Consider the following 23550-nt stretch of genomic DNA (forward strand, 5'->3'; position numbering starts at 1 on the left):
TACATCTCTGTCGAAAATTAACTTCAAATGAGTTGTGAAGTAATTTAAAATTACGATAGACAAGATCCATGTGAGCGTTAGAAGGGGCCAGATAATTATCCAAGAAATGCTAAATTCATTAATATTATCATTTTTAAAAATAAATTCTATTTTGCCAATTATGAAAATTGGTAAAGAAACCGCAATCCAATCGGATATTATAATAATAAACCTGTCTATGAATTTTATATTTGATTGAATAGTTTCAGTTATATTTCTAAATATGGAAAATATCAAAAAAAATGTTGAGAAAATTAAGCACATTGAACCAGTAAATGAATTCGTAATATTCCATTTATCAGAAAAATTATTAAAATCTATTCCCTGTATTGCATTTATTGCTGTTATCCAAAAAATGGACATAAGCAAAATTACAGACAACAGATATCTAAATTTTGGAAAGCTATATTCCAATGTCAAATATCTCACCCTCTTTTTGAATGATGGATGAAACATTTGTTTTAAGAAGTATTCTACGCGGTTCTTGCTTTGTTTAAATCTTTCAGACCGTTCTTGATTCCTGAGAAAATCAACATATGTATCAGAAAGAATATATGCAGCTCGAAAATCTGCTATATATTCTCTTTTATGAATAAGAGACGTTGATAGGAAGATGGCATAGATAAAGAAGAAAAAATTAGCTGAATAATTAATTGATAAATTTTCTCCTGATATCAATATCGTTCCGTAATTATACGACGTTTTAATTGATAATGTATATGATAAAATAGATATGCAGATTATACTCATAGTATATATTGCAAATGAGGAAATAAATATGATAACCATAAAGTCGAGCATCTTGTGATGTCCCAGCTCGTGGTAAACTTTCTCTCTAAAAAATTTGTTATCAAAATTTTCGGGTAGAATGAGAATTGATACAAATGGCATGCTGTACAGAGAAAATTCTGATCCACGGCTTTTTCTGATCTCGACACGTTCCGGTATTGGGAATTTTTTTCTGATAAATTGATCTTCTTCTATCGAAAATGATGGATGCCTCAACTTGATAATCATGTATGAAGCTACGATGGCTATAAGTGCCATCGTAATTGATATTGGTGATGATAAAACAAGGGCAATGGACAATAGGTTTTCAAGGTCATATAGACGATTTATATGTAAAGGCGCAGTATGATCTCTCTCTGTTCGCCTTAACAAATTACCGATCTTCGTAAAAGACGGTTTTGTTCTGTTGATGCGTTTCCGGCGGTAGGCTGAGCTCATCAATCGCGCCTTAGACGTACATATTTCTGTATTTTATAGAAATCTGGGCAGTCCGTCATAATCGGAGTGATCCCTTAACTATTTTTTAAGCGCTGATGTCGCATAATGATCGTGGTTCCAATAGCAAAAAAATACGCCGATGTGAGGGTGCATGGCGCGCGACGATGCCAAATCCGGCGGTCCTGTGACCGCCCTTTCAGACAGGCCGGTTCTGCCAAAAGGCAGGCTCTCCAGTATTTTTTCATCTGTAGATTCATGTAATGAATCTACAGCCCTGCAGGGCAACGAACTGGAACGGCATCAGCTTGGCATGGCGTTCGTCAATGGCGGCGACGGTGACACCACCAATCCCGGATTTTTGCTGAACGGCTCCGCCGCTGCGATCCATCAAGCCCATGTCGAGTCCGTCAAGCGCCGCGAGGACGACAAGGAACGCCAGCACGTCATCCAGCAGATCATCGATCAGATCGAGGCGCGCAATCGCCAGATCGCGGAGAATCTCGAACGCATCGACGCATTGAGCAAACAGGAAACGGCGTTGGACCGCCACCTTGCCGATCTGCGCGAAGGCAGGAAGGCTGAACTGGATGAAAACGGCGCGCTGCGCGACAAGGCCGCCGAACAGGCGGTGCGCGAGTATGAGAAGCGATACGGCGTAAAAGTGGATCGCAACGATCCCGACCAGATCGCGATCATCCTGCAAGGCATCCGCGACGAAAAGCTGCGGATCATCCGCGAGAATGAAGACCTGGCCGCCGACAATGAACGCGACCGCAAGCTCGCCATCGACATGGGCGCGAAGCCGGAATCCATCCCTGCAACAGTTCGGACGCTGGAAACCACCGCCGAAGGACAGCGCTCCGTAAACAGTGCAACGGCCAAGCTTGAGCGCGTCGAAGACCGAACTGCGGTTGCCGACACGATATTGAGCGAAGACGACCGCGAACTGGGCCATGCCGCCGTTGCAGGTGTGGACGAAGGCTTTGACGAAGTCGCCGAAAATGACGCATCGGCCATGGCCGCACCCAAAGCGAAGCCGCCGATGCCGCTCTGATGCCTATTGGCTTCCCGTCAGGCGGGGCCGGACAATCTCACTATATCCGCGTTTCAACTGCGTGACGATTGCCGCCTTGTCGCTTTGATCCGGGTTCAGAAAGGTCGCGGTCAATTGTGCGTCGGCATAAAATTCGATCACCGAAGGCGCATCATCCCGCGCCGGGCCAAAGATGATGCCGCGCAGCGGATAACCTGCCGCCCGCAACTCGCTGGCCGCGCCGAGCGCGGCATTCTTGGCGTTCTCGCTGGCCCCATAAACCGCCAGCATCAACCCTTGGGCCGATTTTTGTGATGCGAAGAACTGCACCGCGCGAATGCTGTTCGTTTCCGCATGTTTGATCGGAACGCCGGTGGAAGTGCCTTGCGCCCCTGCGACCTGCGGCGTGATCGCTGCGCCCAGAAGGCAGGTGCAACCAAGAACGAGACGGGCCGAAGATACCAAGCCGGACAGATGAGCCATGACGCAATTCCTCGAAGGAAAATCTTGCGTCCTTCGCGGCTCTGACAGCGCGCCGCTTCAATAACGGCGGGCTTTCACCCTATTGCAAAAGCGACCCCTTTCGCGCTGGGTGAAAAAGATCATGTGAAACGGGCATCATCGTTTACAAATCCCCGTATTTGACCTATCAAAGGAGCGTCCTTCGGGTCTGGCTCTGCTTAGGCGAAAGGGGTCCCTTTCAAGCGCCGCCGGTGGATTTTCTTCTCACAGAACAGGACCGAATGCGGATAGGCTATGCGCGCGTCTCGACCATAGATCAGGACCTCCAGTTGCAGGTCGATGCGCTGGAAACGGCCAAGTGCGACCGCATTTTCACCGACCATGTATCCGCCACCAGCACCGAGCGACCCGCCTTTCAAGCCGCGCTGCGCGCGTTGAAGGCTGGCGATACGCTGGTAATCTGGAAGCTGGACCGCGCTTTTCGTTCGACCAAGCAGGCTATCATGGTGTGGGAGCGCTTGCGGGCGCGCGGTGTGGAACTGCATATCGTGACCTTGAGCTTCGTCACAGACACGCCCGAAGGGCGGCATTTCTTCCGGGGGCTGGCCAGCACCGCCGAGTTCGAACGGGATTTGATCTCGATGCGAACGCGGGAAGGCATGGCCGCAGCGAAACGGCGCGGCCAGCATATCGGCAGGCCGCCGAAACTTTCGCCCGACAATATCCTGTGGGCGCGGCGCAAGCTCAAATCGGGGCGCTGGACATTGGGGCAACTGGCCGACCAGTTGAACGTCTCGCGCGACACGCTGCGCCGGGCCTTGGCCCGGCCTATGCCGCGCCGCTGATCCGACGATATGGGGTAGTGTGCCATGAGCAGCGGTGACGGCAGCGCCGAAACAGCGACCCAGTTGGGCCTCTTCTTCGCACTGATCGGTGGCCTTTTCGGATATGGTGCGAACCAAGGTGGCGGCGCGGTCATGGGGGCGATTGCTGGCTTCGCGCTCGGTGTGGCGGTCGTGCGCGCCGTTAAATACGCCGCCGTAGTGATCGTCGGTGGGCTGGGTCTGCTATTGGCCGTTGCCGCCATCAAGACCAGTTGGAAGAATGTGCAAGCGGCAGGCACAGCGCCAGCGGATCAGGAAACGACGACGCAAACGCCGCCGGTCGAAACACAACCCGCCCCGCCAGCAGCCACCGGCGCAACCAAGAAGATATGGGTGTCCAACGGCTGCTCGCAGACCGTGAAGGTCTATATAAAATGGCAGGCACCCGGCGAGGGCTGGAGAGTGAACGGGCCTTGGACATTCACCGGCGGTGAAACCGCGTTTCTCGAGACAAGCGCGGGTGCAACCATCCTGACCACGGGGCCGGATTTTTACTTCTATGCCGAAGCGCCAGAGGTAGGCATCACATGGGGCGGCAGTGAGAATGTGGCCTATGAAGGCCGAACGCTGCCGATGCAGAACGCTGATCCTGCAATTACCGAACCAAGTTACGATTTGAAGTTGGTCTGTGACAGCTATGATGGCGATCAGACGATGAGCAATTCGACGAATGCGATGTGATGAACTGGGCTCGTAAAAACCAGAGATAGTTCGAAGTTTGTCCCAGAGACAGAAATCAGGTAACGTCAGACAGAAGCAGGAAGAAGGCGTAAAGAAGAATTACGCAAGCTGTGCGCGTGTCAGACACGCGCGCTTGGCGAACGCCAAATGGCGTTCGGAAGGGGGCGGTGCCCGCCCCCGTTTCACCCCCAAGCAAATGGCGCTTCACCGGCATCGAGCCGGAGAAGCGCCACTAATCAGATTGCGATGACGCATCGCGATAAGCGCGTGCCGCATTCGCCTTCCTTGTTTAAGCCAAGCCTATCGCTGCGCGCCATTCGCCTTCGCTATAATTTCCAGCGATTTGTCGACACGCTGCGTCATTTTGCGCAACGGTGCGCAATTGGGATATGCGCCTATCAGCAATGTTTTCAGGTTGGTCAGAATGTGGATCACACCCTCGGTCGAACCAGCCTGAACAACCAACGGATCACTGTCAGCGATGGCTGCGTAGTATAAATCTACCGGGTCCATATCCCCGAACTGCCGTGCAGGGACATCTGCATACAGCCAATCCACCAGATGTCTCTGCATTCGGTCAATGTGCGCATTGACCGCCCAAGGCTTATGGTTTGATTGCAGTATCGAACGAACCATCCGTCCGGCCAATTCATGTTGGGAAAGTGTCATCGCCCCGTTGGGCTTTCGGGCTGGTCCGATTAACGAGCGCATATAAGGGATGGTGCATTTCGAAGGTCGCGGAACGATCGTTCCCTTTGCCTTCGCCCGTCGCCTGTCCTGTGAAGAAACCGCCAACGGGCTGGTGAAGAGTTTGTGATCGTCAGCGGATTTACCCGTCCAGTGTTCGGCCGTAACTGGCGCAGAGATACCGTCGATTTTTCGCATCATCGCGTCAAAGTCCAATGGGCCGGTTGCTTTCGACGCAACGAACATCGCACACCTGTAAGGAAAATAGATGCCAGGCCACGATGAAGCCCGAAGGTGCCAGTTATTCCGCTTAGCCCACTCGGCCCGTTGTGGGCTGACCACGGCATCCATATATGGCTCGTCTATAAGAATAAATTGGCCCGTTCCCGGATCATACCATTCTGAAATATGATCTTGCTCAGGCAAATCACCATCGAGCCTCTTCGTCGCAATGCGTGCGCGATTGTAGTCGGAGGGACGAAGACCTGTCGCTTCCATGAAGCGAAGCGCACGGACAGTCTGACATACCTGATCCCTTGCGTAATATTGCGACGGGCATAGCATATCCATCACCAGGTGATCTGGAGACGCTAGACGCATGTTGCAGAGCGCCCGCACCAACTTTCGCTCCGGTGCGGTGCAAAGTTCAGTCAGAGACTTTGAAACCTGAATTTCAAGCGTTTCCCGGCCCGATTCATAAGTTTCGCGATCGGTCCAATAGGCCGTCAGAAAAAGCTGAAGTCCTTGCTTGGAAGTTTGGACAACTTTACCGAGGGTGCTGCGCGCATGCTCAAAATTTGAGAAAGAAGCCGCTTGAGCGGCGCGCTGCAATGCCTGATTGAGAGGAACGCCTTCTGCATTCCTTATTTGCCGAGCAAGGCGCTTGATACCAATTAAACTTGAAGGCCGGACATCGTGAATCAACATGATTGTTCTCCCGGCTTGATATGAAGCGTCACCCGTCAACCGCTTCTCAAGCCCGAACGACATGTTGGACGAGAATGTCAGCAATAACAAAGCAGCGCTGTCAACAGCTTGGCAAAGACGGGTGCCGCGCTCCTGCCGAGAGCGTAGCGAAGCAATATCGGATTAATCGCCTTTTTGCAACGCATAGCGCGCTGCATCTTTGTCGGTTGAAGATCAGTCTGCCTCCAAAAGAAAGTCAGGAGTAGTGACCGGCTGCTGCCGAAATATGTGCGATACGACCCCCTCGGTTAGTCCACGTTCCAATGCCGTGCCGAAGTGAGCGATGCTGCGCGTGATCTCAGTGGAACGCAGGACATTTCGCCAACTCGCGCGGTCTTTCGCGCCGCTTTCCCAATCCAGTAATCTAACCAACGCCCTGTGCGCAAACTCGATCCCGTCGGCCCCAACCGTGAAGCTTTGGCGGACATGGGTGGGGAAATGCTCTTCCGTGGATTCCAAGTCCCATGTGGTCAGAAGCTGCGTGGTTTCAATATCAAGGTCGTCGCGGACTTCTCCACCCCGGCCTGTGAAAGAAACGTTGCTTACTCGCATTTGCCACACCTCCTCTGTAAATCCGTCTTCGGTGGGCGTTGTTTCGATCAATTCTTCCTTTGCCAGATCGAGGTGAACACCAGAGCCTTCCGCCAGCTTGAAGGCGACATCTCCGGCTAGCGCGCCCAGCAGATTTTGTCGCATTGCTTCATTGTGGGTGATGTTGAAGTTTCTTCGCGCAAGCGTCAGATGCCCGACATCAAAGAGCGTCCAGAGAGAATGAAATTTCCATGCGATCAACAACGGCAGACCTAGCAGGCTAGCATACCGCGTAAGACGGGCATGATAGTCAGGCTTGAAGGATAAGGTCCTGTCATTGCACACCTTGATTTCAACCAGAAAAGGACCGGCAGATGCAAAGGACACGAGAATGTCAGGCACCTGAAATTCGGCTTTGGACGCGATTGGGGTTTGCTGCTGGTCAAGTTTGTGAAGCAGCGAGACTCGTCCCAGCCATGCGCATATCACGGAAAATTCGTCTTCTGCGGGCAAGCCGTAATTGAGCCTGCGCACACGCCGCGCGACTTCGGCAGGATCAGCATCAAACCCAAGTTCGGCAAGCACATCCTGAATTAGGCGCTCTATATCATTCGGGGGTTCTACCATTCAAATGCGCAGGCGACGAAGGAGCCGCTCCATTTCGTCCACATAGCCTTCCTCTGTCGTAAAATCCGCATACAACTTACCGCGTAGGAAAGCGGGCAGTTCACAGCGCTCGTAGAGCAAGGGCAGCACGACTACCTCACCACGATCAATTTCCTCGTTGATTGCGATGTCCAGCTCTTTACGCACCCAAGGTGCGACAACAGATTTGGCGGATAAGATTACGGCGATGAACCGGCTGAGTTTCATGCCTTCTGCAATCTTGTCCGTGAGCGAGTCACCTACCTGAATTTCGGCCTCGTCGAGCCAAACCGGGACACCACGCGCCATCAGATCATTACGCAGTCGCCGGACAAAGGGTTTGTCAGCGCCAGTATGACTGAGAAACAGGCCATGATATTGCGCCCGCGCTGGATCTTGCCGCTCGACCGCAACAGCATCGATAATCAATTGACGCGCTGCATCGACAGATGTTGGGGGCGTGATGAGCCATCCTTTGGTGCCATCAACCTCAAACCGGCCGCCAAGGCTGGAACCATCCGGCGTAGAGGCGAAGCTTGCGATGGATGCGACGGGCGCGGACAGGCACATATTCCAACTGGTTTTACCCAACAGTTCGAGAGTGGGACGAAATCTCACATCAGGGTCAATCTCAGCAATTGTTCGCCCCTTCTTGAATGTGCACTCGCTTTCATCAACCGCGCGCGCCACGGCGGGTGCGCAGTAGCCCATCCACGTTACCCGATATCCAAACATATTCTGGCGACGAGACGGCGAGAGGCACCAAATGACGGTAGCACCACGTTCAATCGCGGCGACCATTTCTGCTTCTCGTTCCATTGCATCAAATACGCTATCGATGTCGTAAAGGTCACGCTCGGCCTTCAATTGTCGAAGCTCAGTGTCCGAACCTGAATATTGGCCTTCTCTGCCGAACAGAAAGTGAGAAAAACTATGCGGATTGATTATAATAACGTCATACTCGTAGAGTGGAAAAGCGGCCCTCTCCTCATCGACCTCTGCCCGGCACAGTCCTAATGTGTCGATCTCGACACCATCAATGGTGAAGTCGCCTTGCTCCAACCCAACTGCCAGTACACGGACCACTCTATTCTCCCAAACCGATATGATACGACATAAGAACCAAGACCGCACCTATCGCCGTGTTACCTTGACTTCACCAATGATATCAGCATCGGTGATCGTCATCATTTCTCCTTTGAATCCCGTCGCCGCGCGCACTTGGGTCAACAGAGCCATCATGCGCTCAATAGTCTGCACCGCAAAACCCAAGCCGTCGATGCTATCGGCGAAGTACGCGCGGTATTGCTCCAGCGCTGCCTTAATGGCCGCCTCGTCGTTGAAATCCGTATCTTCTCCCGCGTCCTGCCAGATGCAACCATCCTTGCCGAGGACTGCGTAGTGAAGCGCCGGAACTTTGCCATCTGCGCCTACGGCGATCTCCCGCACCTCGCAGTAATGAAACGTCTGAGAACGCCCCACCGGCGCAACATGAACGATGTTGTTGCGTAGCTCCGAAAATGAATGGAGCCAGCCACCATCCTTGCCCGCCTCTAGCATCTCCTTCACCAACAGCAGCCCGCTTCCCTTCGCCTTCTTCAAGAATGTGGCAAGCGTCGTCACCTGGCCGGGTTCCATGAGCACGAAGCGCCAGACGATTTCCGCGACCAGATCACGGAACGACCCAGCATCTGACAGGAAGGCGTGGACGGCGGCATCGACCTCACGCATGTATCCGTTGCTGAAAAAGCCGGGCGGCTTTTTACCATCAAACATCTGTGCCCGGAGTGTCCGACTGTACGCCGCACTTAATTGCAGCAGCCGGATGTTGAGTAGGTCGAGATAGGTCACACATTTCGAGGCAACGAGGCGAATGGCATGTTCACCATCGCGTGAAGCGCTGTGGCGAATGTTCGACCACGCATTGCGCTCATCCATTAGTCGAAAACCCATGCCGGGGAAGAATGCCTGCCAATCCGGTGGCATACGGCCTTCCATCGTCAGCGCGTGCGGGAACTCTACACCAATTGGAGTGAGGTTGAGTCGACTTAAGACGGCATACAGATGCGCATATTCAGGTGTCTTAATCGCCAGCACAGGTAGGTTAGGCGCAATTTGGACGACAATCTGTTCAGCGCGGACATCAATCGCGCGTAAGCCGCCTAGCAGATGAACGACACGCGGTGGCTGTTTCCGGTCGGGCTGATTCATGATGGCTACACTTGTCGCAATTCCTCAAGAAAGCTGGCGAGCACGCTTTCAAGATCGGCGAAAGTAGGATGGGCCTGAAAGTGCTTTTCCAAATCGGACTCAATCCGCGCCACCGATCGGGCATCTTCGGCGCTATCTGCCGCCCAGCTTCTTCCCGGATGCAGCGTATCCCAAGGCGAGCGCTTGTTCGCGCGCGTGGTGGCGGAGTCCCCATGCTTGCCAAGGCCGTAGAGAATATCCGTTTCGCTATTCCAGATCGGACGGAAAAGATGAATGAGGTAATCTTCGGCGGCTGTTTCCCAGCCACTCTGCACGACCAGCGAACGAAACTCGAAGTCATTGAGGTCAAGCGTTCCGCTCGCTTTGCCAATGTTCTTTCTGTGATCGGCCAGACGGGCGCACAAACGCGCGCCCTGCTCCATCGGTGTGCGGGCATTGTTAACCGTGGGCGCGGCCTGCCCCACATAGATCGGAGTCTCTGTCGCGCTTAGCGGCGCGTAAAGTTCGAATGGTCCGCGATAATAGATCGCATAAACACCGGACCCATAGAATTGCGGAATTTCCGCTAGCGGATGCCGTTCTTGCGCCACCAGAGCCAGCGACACAAAACGCCCGACGACCTTGGGATTACTCGGATCGAATACGGACGTTGGCTGTCGAACGGGGTCGAGACGGTTCAGGAATGTCGCCAACTCATCAATGACCAAGCGAATTTCCGCCTCAAGCGCACGGCGCTTGCGGGTTGGCAGTTCCGCCGCTCCCGCCTGTTTGGTCAGCTTGTCCAGCGTCTGGCGAAGTTCCGCAACAGCGATTGTTTCGGCGGAAAGGGTCGTCGGCTTCTTGCTCATGCCGCTTCCCGCAGATGGCGCGCCACGTTTTCGGCGACGACCTTGGCCAGCTTCACGGGAACCGCGTTTCCGAGCTGGCGCATGCACTCCGACCAAGAACCATGCATGCGATAACTATCCGGAAAAGTCTGCAAACGCGCGCTTTCACGCACCGTGAAATACCGTACGCTGCCATCTGGGTAGCAAAGCATGTTCTCGCCCCCAGGAACGCCATGCACACCAGCCTTCAATGTTTTGGCCGGTTCGTCCAGCGGACTCCCCGTGTGGCCCACATAGGAACGTGCACCAGGCTGAAATCTGTGATTATGCCTTCTCGCCGCAGCGATCGGATCACGTTCGGGGTCGGGAAGATCGCCAATAGCGTCCCTCACCGTGCGCCAAGGCAATTCAGCAGGCGCTTCCAGTAGTGACAGCCCACGCCTGTGGAGGCGTAAATCGGGGCGATGGCGCTTCGCCACCTTGTGACGATCCCAATAATCGCCGGAATGGCATTGTTCCCAGAGCAGCGCATCAAGCGAGTGCGTCTCGCGCGGGAATGCCCATTCAATACCGAGATCGTTTCGGAACCCAACGAATACCACGCGCTCGCGGCGCTGCGGAACGCCGTAATCGGCTGCATTCAAAACGCGATAAACGACGTTGTATTCCAGCCCGTCCGTGCGATGCGCGCCCGAAGTATGATGCCGCTCCAGCCGCGCCATGTGATCGGACCAATCTTCGCCGCGCCGCCGCTTGATCTCGGGATGACTGAGTTGGTGGACGATGTAAGAAAGGTATGTGGCGAACGAGGCGCGGGTAAGCCCCTTCACGTTTTCGAACACAAAGGCTTTCGGACGCACTTCCCGCACGACACGCACAGCCTCCGACCACATATCGCGCTCGTCATCATGAGCGCGATGCTTTCCGCCAAGGGAAAAAGGCTGGCAGGGCGGGCCGCCGCTGACCAGTTCCATCTTACCCTCGAAGCCGCTGAAATCGATGTCGCGGATGTCACCCTCGATGGGCTTCGGCCACTTCGCCACGCTCGCCACGCCCGCAGCTCGGTTTTCGCGAATCGTATCGCAGCACCAGCGGTCCCACTCCACGATCCGCGCGGGCTTGAAGCCCGCCTCGCTAATGCCCATTCCGAGACCGCCCGCTCCCGCGAAAAGCTCTATTGCCCGCATGTTAACCCCTTACGCCTCAAGGAAGGCTCTCACTTTGTTCACTAATTGTTCAATATGGCGGGATTCGCATTCCCAGACAACCAGACTTTGCCAACCCTGCTCCCTTAGAGCCTCCAGCACCCTATCATCACGCTCCCTGTTAGCTGTCAGCTTCGGAAGCCAAAAATCAAGGCGTGATTTCGGTAGGCGGGCGAGCTTGCAGGCTGGGTCGGGATGGCGATGCCAGAAGCAACCATGCACAAAAATGACTTTACGCCGGGAGCGAAAAACGAGATCCGGCGACCCTGGCAGGGATCGATCATGGAGCCGGTATCGGAAACCAAGCCGATGGACGAGACGGCGTACCGTCCGTTCTGGGCCGGTGTCCTTGCCGCGCACAAGGCGCATGCGCTCGGTTCGCTGCTCTGGTGAAAGCGTGTCCATATCCCATATTTAGACGAGTGCGGCCTGAATGCCACGCCTACCTATCCCGGCTCGAAGCAATCGGATATGTTGGGCGTATGACAGATCATCTAATTCCGTTTCAGGGCAAAGGCTATTCCGGTGCGATAAACCAGAACCTGTTATGGCGCGATAGTAATATCTACTTGATGGACAATCACCGTGCAGCATTGTGGTGCTGGCAACAGGAAGTTGATCTGTATGACGCACCCCATTCGATCCTTCATATAGATCGCCATACGGATTGCCTTGGCGCGAATCTTGAGCCTCACCTTACAGCGATGCCGGATCTGCGCGGGCTTTCGATCACCGATTACCTTGCCGCACAGGTCGCTCTGCAATGCGACACGGTGCCGCTGTTCAGGTGGGACAATTATCTTTCAATCCATCTGGCTGCCTTCGGGAAGCAGGTCGAGATCATCCGCAGCGTGGATCATGATAACGGCGATGCACCTGAGCATTCACATTGCATCCGGCCACGCGCGGACGAGCTTCCTGAAAACCTTTTCTACTGGCTTCAATCCGCGCATTCACCCTGGATTATAAATGTCGATCTCGATTACTTTTTCTGTCCGACACCCCTCGCGGAAACCGACGAGGAAACATGGATTCCGATATACTCAGACGAGTATATTGAAACTGTATTCACCAAGATGAAGGCCGCTCTCGATGCAAACCTCGTTGCCGTCGTCACGATATGTCTCACACCATCAAACTTCACGCCGGGTTGGGAAGAATGCCTTGAATTGAGCCGAAAGATTTTCAAGATTTTGGGAGCGGGCCATCCCGATATATGAGCCGCCATCAGGCAAGATAAACCCATGTCAGCCCAGTGATTTCATACTTCTTCCCCAGAAACGGCGAAAATTGTGGGCATCCGGGCGCGCTCTATGGCGTTGGCCACTGAGCCGCCGTAGCGTCTCAGCCCGTTCGGGTGACGATCGCTGATGCATATAATTGACCGCCGTCATCTCGGCGGTTGTTTTTTGCTGGCCTGAAGGGGCTTCGCCCCTCGCAGCCGCAAGGCATCCAAACGTCTCCACGCCCCTGCGTACCTTGGGTCGCGGACCCTCGTTCGGAGCCTCCTTGCGTCCGGCACACCCCATCCTCGCCGGAGGGCAACGGGTTGCATGTGCAACCCGAACCTCAAGGAAAAGAAGATGGAGAACAAATCCGAAATCAGAATCTATGTCGCCTGCCTCGCCGCCTACAACAACGGAATTCTGCATGGCCGGTGGATCGATGCCGACCGCGAGCCATGGACCATATACGACGACATCCGCGCCATGCTGGTATCGTCACCTATACCGGACGCGGAAGAATGGGCCATCCATGACCATGAAGGCTTCGAAGGCGTTCACATCGAAGAATATGCCGGGATCGATGGCGTAGCGGAGATCGCGGCCTTCATCGCGGAGCATGGCAAGCTCGGCGCGGAACTGATCGGCCATTATGGCGAGGTCGGCGAAGCGCGGGAAGCGCTGGAGGATCGCTATCACGGGGCATATGCCAGCCTTGCCGATTATGTGCAGGAACTGACCGAGGACTGCACCGCAATTCCCGAAGCCCTACGCTACTATATTGACTGGCAAGCCATGGCCCGCGACGCGGAAATGAGCGGCGACCTGTTCACCATCCAGACCAGCCAAGATCACATCTATGTCTTTGCGGGGGTGTGAGATGGAAGATGAAAAAGCAGTGGGCGAGCGCGGCTATAGCGCCGGTCATCCTTGGTATTATGTGCTCGGCGGTAAACCACCATATCCCCACCAGATCATGGCGGAGGTCCAGCAACGCGGCTATGGCGGCTATCTCGCATCAGAAATTGCCCGTATGGACGCATTGCCGGAGCCGAAGCGATCCCAAGCGCTGCGATCCGCGAGGATCAAGGCGCTTGCGGATTACCGCGCCGATCTGTCGCGCTATCGCGAGGTCGTGCGGGCGCTGCATCGCCATCGCGCCAATCACCCGCACGAAGAAGGGCCGCGTTGCGCCGGGGTGCACCAGTCCGTCAGCCTCAAGCACAACCACCTTTTCAATGATCTGGCGCATTTGCGGACATTGGCGGTTCTACTCGACAAGCAGCGCGATCTGTTCGACTTCTAACGATCCAAATCCCGGCGCGGGCCGCGCGAACGCTGGCGCTCGGCGGACTGCTCACCCCGCTTGGCGCGAAACTCCGCTCGGCGCGCCTCACGATCCGATAGCGTTTCACGCAGTTGCTGCGCCGAAGGCCACTCCGGCATGGGCGCGGCGGGCGGCGCACGGCTCGGAGCCGTGCGGTCGCGCACCGCTTCGCGAACCGGATCGGTTGGCGGGGCGCGGCGTTGAATATCGGCATCCAATTCTTTCTGGCGCTCGCGGATCGCGCGCAGCGCGTCGCGCCTTTGCCCATCAAGCGACCGCCGCTCTTCCAGATGGCGGAAGATGACCGCATCCTTTTCGCGGCGGTCGCGCATCAGGGCCTGATAGGCTTCCGCGATGTTCTGATCGCGCACCCGACCATAGCGCCCCGAAATCCTGTCGATCAGCCCTCGAATGCCGCGATTGAATCGCTGTTGCCGCTCGGCGGTCTCCCTGTCCCAGCGCTGCTTGATCGCATCGGCCTGGCGCATTCGCTCGACCCGCTGGCGTTCGACCAGCGCCTTGCGTTCGGCATCGCGCCGTTCGCGTTCTTGCGCTGCCTTGCGTTCTTCCTCGGATCGCAACTCCTTGAGGCGTGCGGCGATGTCCGCCGAAAATTGCTGCCTGCATTGTTCGACGCTGGGCAGTTGGTCATCTTCCAGACCAAGGCGGGCGCGCACGTCCTTGGTTCTGGTTCCGGCATATTTGGCGACGGCGAAGGGATTGCCGTGCATATCGACCGCGACATAGCCGCGACGATCCCCGCGCGCGAGCTTGAAGCCACGCGATTCCAGCGCCTGCGCGAAGGCGGCGCGGGAGTCGCTGACCGCCCAGCATTCGCTGATCGCTTCGCGCACGCTGTTGGGGTCGGTGTTCGAGCGCTTCGCCTGCTGCCATTCTTCAAGGGAGAAATTGCGCATGTCCCGCTCGGAACTGCGCATCATGCCCCGAGGCATTTTCCAGCCATGCTCAAGATAGAGTTCGCGTGACAGATCGACGAGTTTGAATTTCGTGTGCGAGAGCTGGACCGCCTTCATTTCATCGGCCTTGATCCGGCTCCAGACTGCATGGGCATGTCTGCGCCCTTCCTTCTCGTGGAACACGATGGCGCGCGGCTGGCCGGTAAGGCCGAGTCGTTCTTCCGCTCGGGCAATCGTCCGCTCAAACTCTTCGGTGCTGACCTGCTGATCTATCGGCGGGTTGATGCTGAGCGAGAACAGATGCTGCTTGCAGCGCGTTCCCCGGCTGATCGCATAGCTTTCATTGAGGGCCGAGTGCAGATTGTCGGAGGCGAAGCCCCGCAGTTCATGGACCTGCACATGGTCATTCTCTTCCTTGAGCAGATGCAGCGCCAAATCCTTCGCGCCGCCGCGCTGGTTGCCGACGAGGATCATGGCGCTATTCCGGTTTCACCCCGAGCGCCCGGATCAGATCGTGCCGCATCAGCATGACATCGACGGCGGCCTGCTCCAGTGCGCCGCGCAATTCCGGTCCTGCTTCCAGTGTGCCGGTTCGGATCGCTTCGACGATGGCGGTCAGGTTTTGCTTGATGCCCGACTGGCCCAGCAGGGCCAGAATGCGCGCCAGCGCCACTTGATCCAGCTCTGGGCGCTGGCCCTTCCGGCGAGTGATCCCCGATTTATCGAAAATGCGGGAGCGGACGAAGGCGCTCAGCGTCTGGCCGCCCGCTTCCCGCTCCAAATGCGCCCGTTCCTCGGCGGTCACGCGGATCGAAATCGGGCGGGGCGGCGCTTTACGGCGTTCACGCGGCTTTGCAGCCGGGCCAAATTGGCTGTGGAGAGAAGCCGTCATATGCTTGGCCCCTCAGGATCATTTCTGTTAGTCTTCAGCGCACCAAGGAGAGCTTCGCAATGGGCGAGGTCGGCAAATATGGAGTTTAGAGTCTCTCCCTCCCTGCCCGCCAATTGCCATTACTTTAGCCGATCCCCGGTAGACCAGGCGCTAGGCGCTCAGCCTCACAATGCCGCCGGAACACATTTGCAAACCGTGCAGACCAAATCAGGGGATTAGCCGGCTGGCCGCTTCAAACGAAGCATTCAAAACAGATGGTTTGACAATGTATTATTGGGGCAACCTTTGGGTTTTGAGGACTTTCCAAGCAGAGCTTGGTTATGCCGTTCCGGCAGTTGCTCCTCCTGCAAGCAGTTGATCAAGGTTACAACAGCCACGCGAGTTCACGCATGTATCGGGCGGCGGCCAATGTGTCAGCAGATCGCCCGTCGTGCATCCAAGCTTTGCGCTTGCCCTCGGGCGCGCCGCGGCCCTTGTTCCTACGCCTCACCACCCGTTAGACATTGCGTGCGCATGAAGGATCAATGGATTCGGCTCAGTCGCATCGCCAGTCCGGCACAAATTCGCGAAGCGAGCGTCATGGCAAGGGCGCCGCTTGGGGTTTCGGCAATATGCCAGAGCAGGCTCGCGACACCCACCGGTCGCGCGGCGCGCTTTGCGAAGCTGCGCTGGTATTGCGGTGCGCCTACTCCTTTCAGGTAGCTTTGCGCCGCCGCCTTTCCACTAGCGAGCGCGATGGCCATTCCTTCCCCCGCAAGGGATGGGATGACAGCGGCCTGATCACCCAGGCGATACACACCTTCTTCGGTTTCCTGCGCAATCCATCCGTAGGGAATCGCGCCGATCGTATCGACTGACAGCGGCGCTTCTGCGCAAGCCATGCGGCACGCGAAATGCGGATTTTCCCGCCCCACCGCCTGCAACATTTCCCACGGGTCACCACCCGCATCGGCCAGCGCGGACTTGCGCAGCGCGAGACAGACGTTGGCGCTGCCGCCTTCCTGTAGCACGATGCCGGCATAGCCGCCGGGAAACAGATGCAATTCGATCGCGGCGCCGATCAGCCGTTCGAGTTCTGCCGAAGGGGGCAGGCGAACGCGGACGCCGAGCGCCGGGTTGACCATGTCGCGCGGACGCCTTTCCCCGCGTACATCATGCTTGCCCGTGGCCAAAAAGATCGCAGGGCTCTCCCAGCGTCGGCGCTCGCCTTCGATAATGCCCGGCGCGACGCTTCGTGCGCGATCAATTTCCAGTCGTGCTCCTTTGGCGATTGCGAGTTGCCGAAGCGCGCTGTCGAGACCATGGCGGGAGAGGCCATACGCCTTTTCAGGCAACGCAGCTTCCGCCGTGCGCCGCTTGGCAAAAAGCCGAAGCCGCGTTACCGGCATGGCGCCAAGTGCCGCTGGATCGCAGCCCAGTTGCCGCAATCCCTCGACGGTGCGCCAACTCAGGAATCCACCGCAAATCGCATCGCCCACTTCGGCATCGCGATCGATCAGAATCGGCTCGGACCCGCCTTCGGCCAGCATCAGGGCCGCCATGCTTCCGGCAGGGCCCGCGCCCAGCACGATCGGGCGAGTCATTTAAGGCGCTCGACGCACAATCGGAAAGGGAAACGGCGCTCGACCCTCGCAGCCTCGACGCCCGCTTCGGCGAGAATGGGCGTCCATTCCTCCGGTCGATAGGAACGTGCTATCGATAGTCGCCCATCCTGCCGCACGATCGGGTGCCAGCCCGCCATTCGGGCCAGTATCGGATAGCCGACATAGGCAACGCCATGCCGGTGCAAATCGTTGACGTACCAGCCCTCAGTGGCCTGGCTTTCCATGAAGCGCACGAAGGCCACCAGCTGCTGGCGGGTCATGTGATGTGCGACGAGGCTGGATATAACGCAGTCAAAGCCTTTACCGGCCAAGTCGGCGTAATCCCCGGTGCGATATTCGATCGACTCGCCGATTCGCGTTTTGGCCCTGGCGATTGGCTCGCTGCGTGGATTGAGGTCGATGCCCACCAGCCGCGCCGACTTGCCCCGTTCCCGCGCCCAACGCACTATAGCGCGCAGCATGTCGCCGTCACCGAAACCGACATCCAGCAGCGAGAATTCAACTCGTCGCCCGATCGCCCGTCCTAGAAAGTCCAGCGTCGGACGACGCGCGCCGGTTATCGTATTGACCTTTGCCAAATCGCCCAGGACCGCAGCATAGACCTCCGCGTCGAGCGCAGGATCGTCCATGATTTCATCGGCTTGAGCTCTTTCAGCGAGCATCGCGCCACCCGAAGCGGAAACCTTCCATCGCGAGCCCCGGCCCGAAAGCCAGCGCGACGCCGCTTTCCGGCCGATCTCGCATGAACCGTTCGAGGACAAACATCAGCGTGGACGAGGACATGTTGCCGAATTCGCGGAGCACCGCACGCGAATGATCGAGGCTATGCTCGTCCAGTTCGAGCCCTTCAGCGACCGCGTCAAGAATAGAGCGGCCACCCGCATGCACGGCATAGACCGCGGGCTTGTCACCGTCACTGAGCACGCGTTTGCGTACGTCGTCACGCTTAAGCGCGAGACTGATCCGGCCCGGCACTTTGCCCGAAAGCCGCATCTTGAAGCCTGTGTCGCCGATTTGCCAGGTGATGAGTTCGTCGCTTTCCTCCAGCGCCGCAGTTATTCCGGTTCCGATCGAAAGCCCCTCGCCGCTGCCGCTGACGATCGCCGCGGCCGCACCGTCGCCGAATTGCGCGCCCGCCAGCAACGGCTCGATATCGACAGTCTGCTGATGATGCAGGGTCGACAATTCCACCGTCACCACCAGCACGCGGGAGTGGGGTTGGGAACGAACGATATGGCGTGCTGTCCGCAATGCAGTGACGGCCGCGTAGCACCCCATGAAACCTATCAAAACACGCTCCACATCATCGGCAAGACCCAATCGACGCGCGATGATCTGATCGATCCCCGGGGCGACGAAGCCCGTGCAACTGGCCACTATGAAATGCGTGATCGGGCCGAGTTCCCCCAGCTTCTTGATCGCTGCCAGGGCAAGCTTGGGCGCCTCCTCGGCATAGATTGTCATCCTTTGCGCGGTCGAAGGGGCCTCGGCCGAATAGAAGCCATCTCCTTCGTCGAGCCTGGCATCCCTTTCCGACAGCACCGACCATCGATGGTCGATTCCCGAGCGCTCGGCCATGCGGGCAAATAGCTTTGCGTCGCGTCGCCCTTCCAGCTGGCGCATGGCCCAAGCACGGTAATCCTGTTCAAAATCGCAATCCGGAACAGCGGTAGCAAGCCGGTTAATTATTGCCGTCATTTTGCTGGAAATCCTGGTTTCGATCAGTCAACCGTTTCGATTGGCCATCGTTCCACAACGGTCAACTCCCACGCGCCCCGCCGTCGCTCCCGCTGACAAAGGGAGTATGGCCACAAGTGAAGCTGTACAGGCTTCGTGGCGGATCGATTTGCGCAGCAGTATGGGGTAGGGCCGGTACACAGACATGGTGGATTGGTTTTGACATTCGAGGAGACTTGGCCTCGAATGGTATCGAATGTCAGAACCGGATCACTAGCCAGACTGGCCGGGGTAAAGCAATCGCAGGGACGTCGGAGCATGGCACTGGCGGATAGCGTCCTCGACATGGCGCGCGCGTTCGGCCTTCAGCGATGTGGAGGTCAGCGCATGGCGCCGTTCGCGCTCTATCTCGTCGGCGGTAAATGGCCGCGCGTTGCGTGGTGCGCTGTCTCCGCCAAGGGCGAACACGACGAAGTTCATGAGGTCCGCAAGCTGCTGATTATCGGTAACCCGGCTGTGCGCGACATTGGGCAGGCGGATGAGATAGGCGCGGGCCTGCGGAGTGCACAGGAACCAGCCGACCCGCCCGCGCAGTTCGGGCAAACGGGCAGGCGCCGTGCTACCCCCCACACCATGGCAGCCGCCGCATTGTTCGACATAGTCGGCGCGTGCCTGCACGGGATCGGCGAGGCTATCGGGCACGGTGCCGAGCGGCGGCAGGGCAGCACGAACGGCGGCGGTGCCCAACAGCAGTGCGGACGCGGCCAGTGCCCGTCGTCCCATCGACGACATGGCGCTAGCTCGCCGCGCCGACCATCACGGCGGTGGAGCAATGATAGTCCATGCTGCTGGTACCGAAGCACCAGATGACGTCATTGTTGAGTTGCGGCACGTAAAGCTGTGTCTCGCGGTCGGTATTGTCGCAGAAGCACTGACCGCAGGTCGGCTTGCCGCAGCAATCGCGATAAGCGATCAGATAGGCCTTGCCGTCGTCGGGATTGATGCAGGTGCCGACCCATGACACCGGCGAGGGTTCGGAACCGGGCGGGCAACTGTGGATGCCGCCGCCGCAACAGGTGCACAGCGCCCCGTCGATCGCGCAATAGCGCCAATAATCGCACTTCCCGTCATCCTTCGTCTGGGCCGATCGGGCGAATGCGGTCTTTGCTTCGGGCGACCGGTCGGGCTTGGCCGCTTCGGCGCGGCTGACCGGCAGCAGCGGGAACACCGGCGCGGCGACCAGCGCGGCACCCAGGCGCGACAACAGGGAACGGCGTGAACTGCCCCCGGCAAAGCGCCGCAGCAGCTTTTCCCCCATGGCGTCGAATCCCATCATGACTTGCCCCTTGCTGTGCATTGCGTTCAGGCCGCCTGCGCCTTCAGCCCGCCGATATAATCCTGCACCGTACGCACGCCCATTTCATGCGCGACGATGAGGCTTTCGAGATGTTCGCGGCTGTTGACCAGCCCCTTGGAAAGGATCGTCCCGTCCGCGTCCAGCATCACGGCGAAGGGCAGCTTGGCGACGCCGAACGCCTGCCCCACGTCAGGCCCGTTGACGAAACCATAGCCTTCCAGCCCGTGCTGCGCGATCATCGCGCGTTGCGCGTCCTCCGCGTCGTCGCCCACAAAAGTCAGCGTCACCCGTTCCGCCCGCGCAAAGCTGGTCGCCATGGGTATCACCGCCTTGCACAAAGGACATTGGGCGGACACGAAAAGCAGCAGGCGGAGCGCGCCCGGTGCGGCGCCACCGATCATCACAGACTGCCCGTCGAGCGTTCGGGCGTGGATAGGGGCGGTGACCGACCCTACCGCCGGGCCGCTGGCCGGCGACAGCGCGCCGGCCGGAGCGACGCGGATGTGCAGCACGCCGACCTGGCGCGCCAGCGCAAGCAGCGCGACGCCCATGGCCAGGATGACCGCCCAGGAAAGCATCTGCGAGACAAGAAGCGCGGTCAGCATGAAACTATCTCCGATGGAGCGGTGAGGTGGCAAGGGCGACGATGGACTGGGACAGCCAGACCAGCAGCGCTATCGCTATGCCGCCGGCCGTAGCGGTCAGAAGGTCGGTCGCGCCGAGGGCCGGCGCCGGTGCCAGCGCGGGCGCGAGCAAAGCGGCAAGCACCATGTTGCGCACGACCAGTCCCGCCCCGATGGGATGCGCCAGCGCGCCATGGCCGCAGCCGCAATCGATATGATCGCGGCCGCGCCGGATGTTGATCGCCATCGCAGCGGCGAACAGCAGCAGCAGGGCGATGCCCGCGATCGGCGCGAAGGGGCGCAGGCCAGCGGCAAGAGCTGCGCCGGTCAACAGTTCAGCAAGTGGCAGCAGCAGCGCGGCGACCGGCACCATGGCGACGGGCAGCAGTCTGTAATTGGCGATAATGCCCGGCATCATTGCCCGGTGCCGCCATTGCGCCGTCGCCGCCGCGAGAAAGACGATGCCGATGCCGATGGTCGCCGTCCGCCCGGCGACCGCGAGCAGGGCAGGCAATATCCCGCTCATGATGCCGGTACGGAGATGATGCCGCCGCCGGCATTTTCGATCTTGTGCTTCTCCTCGCCCGTGGCCGCATCCAGAATAACGCCATCGCCCTTTTCGTCATTCAGGAACAGCAACGGCTTGTCGGTCTGCGTCACTTCGACGTTGTTCATCGCTTCTTTCAGCACGAATCGCTTCACGACTTTCTGCGTGGCGAGGTCCACCTGCCACAATTCCGATCCGGACGCCTTGTGCGACCAATATTCGCCCATGTGCATCAGAACGAAAAGCTGGCCGGTCGCGCGGTGCAGCGCAAGCGGCTGACGTCCGCCCGGATACCAGTTGAGTTCCAGCGGCTTGGTTTCGCCAGGGCGGATACCCGCCGCCGCCTGGATCGAGAAAGGCGCCGACACCGTTGGCGTCGGGCCGATCTTCGCCGTGTAGATCTGCCCCGTATAGGTCAGGAAAACGCTTTCCTTCTTCGCCCGATCATAGGCGAAATTGTCGAAGATCGGGTCGTCACTCGCGGCGAAGAAGGGAGCGGTATGCGTGATGTCGGCCTTCGCCCCCCTGACCGCCACGGTGGCGAGCGATCCGTCCGAGCACAGGGCGGAAAAGCCCACGCCGGGATTGGGAATCAGGCTGGCACAGCCGGGGAGCTCGACCGCCGTCACGAACTTGCGCTTGCTCAGGTCGACGACATTGACCGCGGAGGTCGGACTGAAATCATATATGTAACCGAACCGGCCATCGTCGCTGACGATGAAGTTATTTTTGCGCGATCCGATGAGGATGCGGCCGGGCAGAGCAATTTCGGTGACGAGATTCAGCGTCTTGCTGTCATAGACCGACACCATGTCCTGCCGCGTGCCGCGGTCGACCTTGGACCAGATCGTTTCCGAAACATAATAATATCGGCCGTTGGGATCGATCGCCATGTCCGCCAGGCGGCGGGTTTCGACCATCCCCTTCATCTTGCCGGTTTCGCCGTCGAATATGCTGGTCCCCGGCATGTCCCATCCGCCGTCGACGAAGAACCATGTCGGAACCGGCGACGGCAGGGTCATCGTGTCGGATATTTCCGCCTCCACCTCTGCCGGAGGAGGAGTCTGGGCGGCGGCTGCGGCGGTGGCGAACACAATGGCCAGGCCGGCGGCGAAAATGCTGCGGACGGTGCGCGACATGCTGGCTTGTCCCCTGTTGCCTGCTGCGCAAGCGAGGTTGGACATATGTCAAGGATTGGTCAAGAGCCTGAAACGGGTCGGCACAAATTTCCTGTGCGCCGCGAGAAAATCAGGCCGGTTCGACTTCCCGCGCCAGTTCGGCGATGTCGTGCGACGAGGCATTGTGCGCCAGGGCGATCAGCGACTGGACCGCCAGCGCGGTGAAGGCCGGCCGCTTGTGCGCCCAGGGCTTGCCGTGTCCCAGAAACGGGGTGGCGCCTTCCATCGACGCGCTGATGAAAAGGGCCACGGACTGCACATCGTCGGCAGGCAGGCCGGGATTGATTGCCGCGACGCAATCTCCGATCACGCCATGCACCTGTGCGTAGAAGGCGCCCACCCGTTCGGCGACCGCTTCATTATGGTTGGCCAGCGCCCACAGCTCGGTAAAAAGGCGGGTCGTCCGCTTCGACCCGATGTCGTCAAGGCACAGGATGATCACCTGCTTCAACCGGTCGTCGGGGGAAAGATCGGCGCGACTGGCGACGTTCTCCAGCAACTTTCCATATGTGTTGACCAGTTCGTCCAGAAGGATCTGGATCAGCATTTCCTTGCGGGGGAAATGATAGCTGACATTGCCCACTTTCATGTCGCATCGCGTGGCGATCCGGCGAATGGTGAAGCCTTCCGCACCTTCGTCTATGAGCACGTCGAGCGCGGCCTTCAATATGGCGTCGACCGTTTCGGTGCCGCGGATATAAATGCCCGGCCGGGTAGGGGAATCCGTCTTAGTCATTCGTTTCACATATCTTATGCCCATCCAATAGCAGACACAGATGCCATCGGCCACCCTTGGCGTTCGGTATC

General features: G+C 57.9%; 25 protein-coding genes. 6 read left to right on the forward strand and 19 right to left on the reverse strand.

Annotation, left to right across the window (positions count from 1 at the left end; translation table 11 throughout):
• Positions 1-1417: 1417 nt before the first annotated feature.
• A complete protein-coding gene (locus J3E64_RS05785; RefSeq protein ID WP_253340812.1) occupies positions 1418-2320 on the forward strand; it encodes a hypothetical protein in 903 nt (300 codons plus the stop codon).
• Positions 2321-2323: 3 nt separating this feature from the next.
• On the opposite strand, the gene J3E64_RS05790 is transcribed toward J3E64_RS05785, so the two are convergent.
• The gene (locus J3E64_RS05790; RefSeq protein ID WP_253340815.1) at positions 2324-2782 is read right to left on the reverse strand and encodes a hypothetical protein; all 459 of its coding nucleotides are present in this window, start codon (positions 2780-2782) and stop codon (positions 2324-2326) included.
• 260 nt (positions 2783-3042) lie between these two features.
• Here J3E64_RS05790 and J3E64_RS05795 point away from each other — a divergent pair, with 260 nt between their 5' ends.
• On the forward strand, positions 3043-3606 hold the full coding sequence (locus J3E64_RS05795) for a recombinase family protein (protein ID WP_253340816.1): 564 nt from the start codon (positions 3043-3045) through the stop codon (positions 3604-3606).
• Positions 3607-3630: 24 nt separating this feature from the next.
• The gene (locus tag J3E64_RS05800) at positions 3631-4326 is read left to right on the forward strand and encodes an FUN14 domain-containing protein (protein ID WP_253340818.1); all 696 of its coding nucleotides are present in this window, start codon (positions 3631-3633) and stop codon (positions 4324-4326) included.
• Positions 4327-4626: 300 nt separating this feature from the next.
• Here J3E64_RS05800 and J3E64_RS05805 read toward each other — a convergent pair whose 3' ends face one another.
• The 7 genes from J3E64_RS05805 to J3E64_RS05835 all read right to left on the reverse strand — a co-directional run bounded on the left by J3E64_RS05805 (position 4627) and on the right by J3E64_RS05835 (position 11803).
• On the reverse strand, positions 4627-5940 hold the full coding sequence (locus J3E64_RS05805; protein WP_253340820.1) for a DUF5623 domain-containing protein: 1314 nt from the start codon (positions 5938-5940) through the stop codon (positions 4627-4629).
• Between the two features lie 213 nt (positions 5941-6153).
• On the reverse strand, positions 6154-7137 hold the full coding sequence (locus tag J3E64_RS05810) for a hypothetical protein (RefSeq protein ID WP_253340822.1): 984 nt from the start codon (positions 7135-7137) through the stop codon (positions 6154-6156).
• Positions 7138-8241, reverse strand: a complete 1104-nt coding sequence (locus J3E64_RS20795) for a toll/interleukin-1 receptor domain-containing protein (protein WP_253340824.1) — start codon at positions 8239-8241, stop codon at positions 7138-7140.
• A gap of 48 nt (positions 8242-8289) precedes the next feature.
• On the reverse strand, positions 8290-9366 hold the full coding sequence (locus tag J3E64_RS05820) for a hypothetical protein (protein ID WP_253340826.1): 1077 nt from the start codon (positions 9364-9366) through the stop codon (positions 8290-8292).
• A 5-nt stretch (positions 9367-9371) separates the two neighbouring features.
• A complete protein-coding gene (locus J3E64_RS05825; RefSeq protein WP_253340828.1) occupies positions 9372-10214 on the reverse strand; it encodes an Eco29kI family restriction endonuclease in 843 nt (280 codons plus the stop codon).
• Positions 10211-11380, reverse strand: coding sequence for a DNA cytosine methyltransferase (locus J3E64_RS05830; RefSeq protein WP_301287137.1), 1170 nt, complete (start codon positions 11378-11380; stop codon positions 10211-10213). Before J3E64_RS05830 ends, J3E64_RS05825 begins: the two co-directional genes overlap by 4 nt.
• A gap of 9 nt (positions 11381-11389) precedes the next feature.
• Positions 11390-11803: a very short patch repair endonuclease gene (locus J3E64_RS05835; protein WP_367398601.1), complete on the reverse strand. Its 414-nt coding sequence runs from the start codon at positions 11801-11803 to the stop codon at positions 11390-11392.
• 77 nt (positions 11804-11880) lie between these two features.
• On the opposite strand from J3E64_RS05835, the gene J3E64_RS05840 reads away from it, so the two are divergent.
• The 3 genes from J3E64_RS05840 to J3E64_RS05850 all read left to right on the forward strand — a co-directional run bounded on the left by J3E64_RS05840 (position 11881) and on the right by J3E64_RS05850 (position 13927).
• Positions 11881-12618 (forward strand): UPF0489 family protein, encoded by a 738-nt coding sequence (locus tag J3E64_RS05840; RefSeq protein WP_253340832.1) that lies wholly within the window; start codon positions 11881-11883, stop codon positions 12616-12618.
• A gap of 363 nt (positions 12619-12981) precedes the next feature.
• A complete protein-coding gene (locus J3E64_RS05845; protein WP_253340834.1) occupies positions 12982-13500 on the forward strand; it encodes an antirestriction protein ArdA in 519 nt (172 codons plus the stop codon).
• A gap of 19 nt (positions 13501-13519) precedes the next feature.
• Positions 13520-13927, forward strand: a complete 408-nt coding sequence (locus tag J3E64_RS05850; RefSeq protein ID WP_253340836.1) for a hypothetical protein — start codon at positions 13520-13522, stop codon at positions 13925-13927.
• Here J3E64_RS05850 and J3E64_RS05855 read toward each other — a convergent pair.
• From J3E64_RS05855 to J3E64_RS05905, 11 genes are all read right to left on the reverse strand, one after another.
• Complete coding sequence (locus tag J3E64_RS05855; protein WP_253340838.1) at positions 13924-15339, reverse strand: relaxase; 1416 nt, start codon at positions 15337-15339, stop codon at positions 13924-13926. The genes J3E64_RS05850 and J3E64_RS05855 overlap by 4 nt on opposite strands.
• A 4-nt stretch (positions 15340-15343) precedes the next feature.
• Complete coding sequence (locus J3E64_RS05860) at positions 15344-15757, reverse strand: hypothetical protein (RefSeq protein ID WP_253340840.1); 414 nt, start codon at positions 15755-15757, stop codon at positions 15344-15346.
• 521 nt (positions 15758-16278) lie between these two features.
• Entirely contained in the window at positions 16279-17340 is a 1062-nt protein-coding gene (locus tag J3E64_RS05865; protein WP_253340842.1) for an NAD(P)/FAD-dependent oxidoreductase, read from the reverse strand.
• On the reverse strand, positions 17337-17990 hold the full coding sequence (locus J3E64_RS05870) for a methyltransferase domain-containing protein (protein ID WP_253340844.1): 654 nt from the start codon (positions 17988-17990) through the stop codon (positions 17337-17339). Before J3E64_RS05870 ends, J3E64_RS05865 begins: the two co-directional genes overlap by 4 nt.
• Before the next feature lie 22 nt (positions 17991-18012).
• Positions 18013-19059, reverse strand: a complete 1047-nt coding sequence (locus J3E64_RS05875; protein ID WP_253340846.1) for a type III polyketide synthase — start codon at positions 19057-19059, stop codon at positions 18013-18015.
• Between the two features lie 252 nt (positions 19060-19311).
• Positions 19312-19830 carry a cytochrome C gene (locus tag J3E64_RS05880; RefSeq protein WP_253340848.1) on the reverse strand — a complete coding sequence of 173 codons (519 nt, stop codon included), beginning with the start codon at positions 19828-19830 and terminating at the stop codon, positions 19312-19314.
• Positions 19831-19834: 4 nt separating this feature from the next.
• Entirely contained in the window at positions 19835-20374 is a 540-nt protein-coding gene (gene mauA, locus J3E64_RS05885) for a methylamine dehydrogenase (amicyanin) small subunit (RefSeq protein ID WP_253340850.1), read from the reverse strand.
• Between the two features lie 26 nt (positions 20375-20400).
• Positions 20401-21000, reverse strand: coding sequence for a methylamine utilization protein MauD (locus J3E64_RS05890; RefSeq protein ID WP_253340852.1), 600 nt, complete (start codon positions 20998-21000; stop codon positions 20401-20403).
• A gap of 4 nt (positions 21001-21004) precedes the next feature.
• The gene (locus J3E64_RS05895; RefSeq protein ID WP_253340853.1) at positions 21005-21532 is read right to left on the reverse strand and encodes a MauE/DoxX family redox-associated membrane protein; all 528 of its coding nucleotides are present in this window, start codon (positions 21530-21532) and stop codon (positions 21005-21007) included.
• 8 nt (positions 21533-21540) lie between these two features.
• Entirely contained in the window at positions 21541-22704 is a 1164-nt protein-coding gene (locus J3E64_RS05900) for an amine dehydrogenase large subunit (protein ID WP_253340856.1), read from the reverse strand.
• Positions 22705-22813: 109 nt separating this feature from the next.
• Positions 22814-23479, reverse strand: a complete 666-nt coding sequence (locus J3E64_RS05905; RefSeq protein WP_253340858.1) for a TetR/AcrR family transcriptional regulator — start codon at positions 23477-23479, stop codon at positions 22814-22816.
• Between the last annotated feature and the right edge of the window lie 71 nt (positions 23480-23550).

The sequence above is a fragment of the Sphingobium sp. OAS761 genome (genome assembly GCF_024168485.1).
GTDB lineage: Bacteria > Pseudomonadota > Alphaproteobacteria > Sphingomonadales > Sphingomonadaceae > Sphingobium.

Bases quoted from the DNA above. Each gene is read 5' to 3' on its own strand.
- J3E64_RS05785 (WP_253340812.1), top strand. From the start codon at position 1,418: ATGGCGCGCGACGATGCCAAATCCGGCGGTCCTGTGACCGCCCTTTCA.
- J3E64_RS05900 (WP_253340856.1), bottom strand. From the start codon at position 22,704: ATGTCGCGCACCGTCCGCAGCATTTTCGCCGCCGGCCTGGCCATTGTG.
- J3E64_RS05905 (WP_253340858.1), bottom strand. From the start codon at position 23,479: ATGACTAAGACGGATTCCCCTACCCGGCCGGGCATTTATATCCGCGGC.
- J3E64_RS05790 (WP_253340815.1), bottom strand. From the start codon at position 2,782: ATGGCTCATCTGTCCGGCTTGGTATCTTCGGCCCGTCTCGTTCTTGGT.
- J3E64_RS05795 (WP_253340816.1), top strand. From the start codon at position 3,043: ATGCGGATAGGCTATGCGCGCGTCTCGACCATAGATCAGGACCTCCAG.
- J3E64_RS05805 (WP_253340820.1), bottom strand. From the start codon at position 5,940: ATGTTGATTCACGATGTCCGGCCTTCAAGTTTAATTGGTATCAAGCGC.
- J3E64_RS05880 (WP_253340848.1), bottom strand. From the start codon at position 19,830: ATGTCGTCGATGGGACGACGGGCACTGGCCGCGTCCGCACTGCTGTTG.
- mauA (WP_253340850.1), bottom strand. From the start codon at position 20,374: ATGATGGGATTCGACGCCATGGGGGAAAAGCTGCTGCGGCGCTTTGCC.
- J3E64_RS05845 (WP_253340834.1), top strand. From the start codon at position 12,982: ATGGAGAACAAATCCGAAATCAGAATCTATGTCGCCTGCCTCGCCGCC.
- J3E64_RS05800 (WP_253340818.1), top strand. From the start codon at position 3,631: ATGAGCAGCGGTGACGGCAGCGCCGAAACAGCGACCCAGTTGGGCCTC.
- J3E64_RS05825 (WP_253340828.1), bottom strand. From the start codon at position 10,214: ATGAGCAAGAAGCCGACGACCCTTTCCGCCGAAACAATCGCTGTTGCG.
- J3E64_RS05840 (WP_253340832.1), top strand. From the start codon at position 11,881: ATGACAGATCATCTAATTCCGTTTCAGGGCAAAGGCTATTCCGGTGCG.
- J3E64_RS05830 (WP_301287137.1), bottom strand. From the start codon at position 11,380: ATGCGGGCAATAGAGCTTTTCGCGGGAGCGGGCGGTCTCGGAATGGGC.
- J3E64_RS05875 (WP_253340846.1), bottom strand. From the start codon at position 19,059: ATGACGGCAATAATTAACCGGCTTGCTACCGCTGTTCCGGATTGCGAT.
- J3E64_RS05890 (WP_253340852.1), bottom strand. From the start codon at position 21,000: ATGCTGACCGCGCTTCTTGTCTCGCAGATGCTTTCCTGGGCGGTCATC.
- J3E64_RS05860 (WP_253340840.1), bottom strand. From the start codon at position 15,757: ATGACGGCTTCTCTCCACAGCCAATTTGGCCCGGCTGCAAAGCCGCGT.
- J3E64_RS05855 (WP_253340838.1), bottom strand. From the start codon at position 15,339: ATGATCCTCGTCGGCAACCAGCGCGGCGGCGCGAAGGATTTGGCGCTG.
- J3E64_RS05810 (WP_253340822.1), bottom strand. From the start codon at position 7,137: ATGGTAGAACCCCCGAATGATATAGAGCGCCTAATTCAGGATGTGCTT.
- J3E64_RS05870 (WP_253340844.1), bottom strand. From the start codon at position 17,990: ATGGACGATCCTGCGCTCGACGCGGAGGTCTATGCTGCGGTCCTGGGC.
- J3E64_RS05835 (WP_367398601.1), bottom strand. From the start codon at position 11,803: ATGGACACGCTTTCACCAGAGCAGCGAACCGAGCGCATGCGCCTTGTG.
- J3E64_RS05820 (WP_253340826.1), bottom strand. From the start codon at position 9,366: ATGAATCAGCCCGACCGGAAACAGCCACCGCGTGTCGTTCATCTGCTA.
- J3E64_RS05865 (WP_253340842.1), bottom strand. From the start codon at position 17,340: ATGACTCGCCCGATCGTGCTGGGCGCGGGCCCTGCCGGAAGCATGGCG.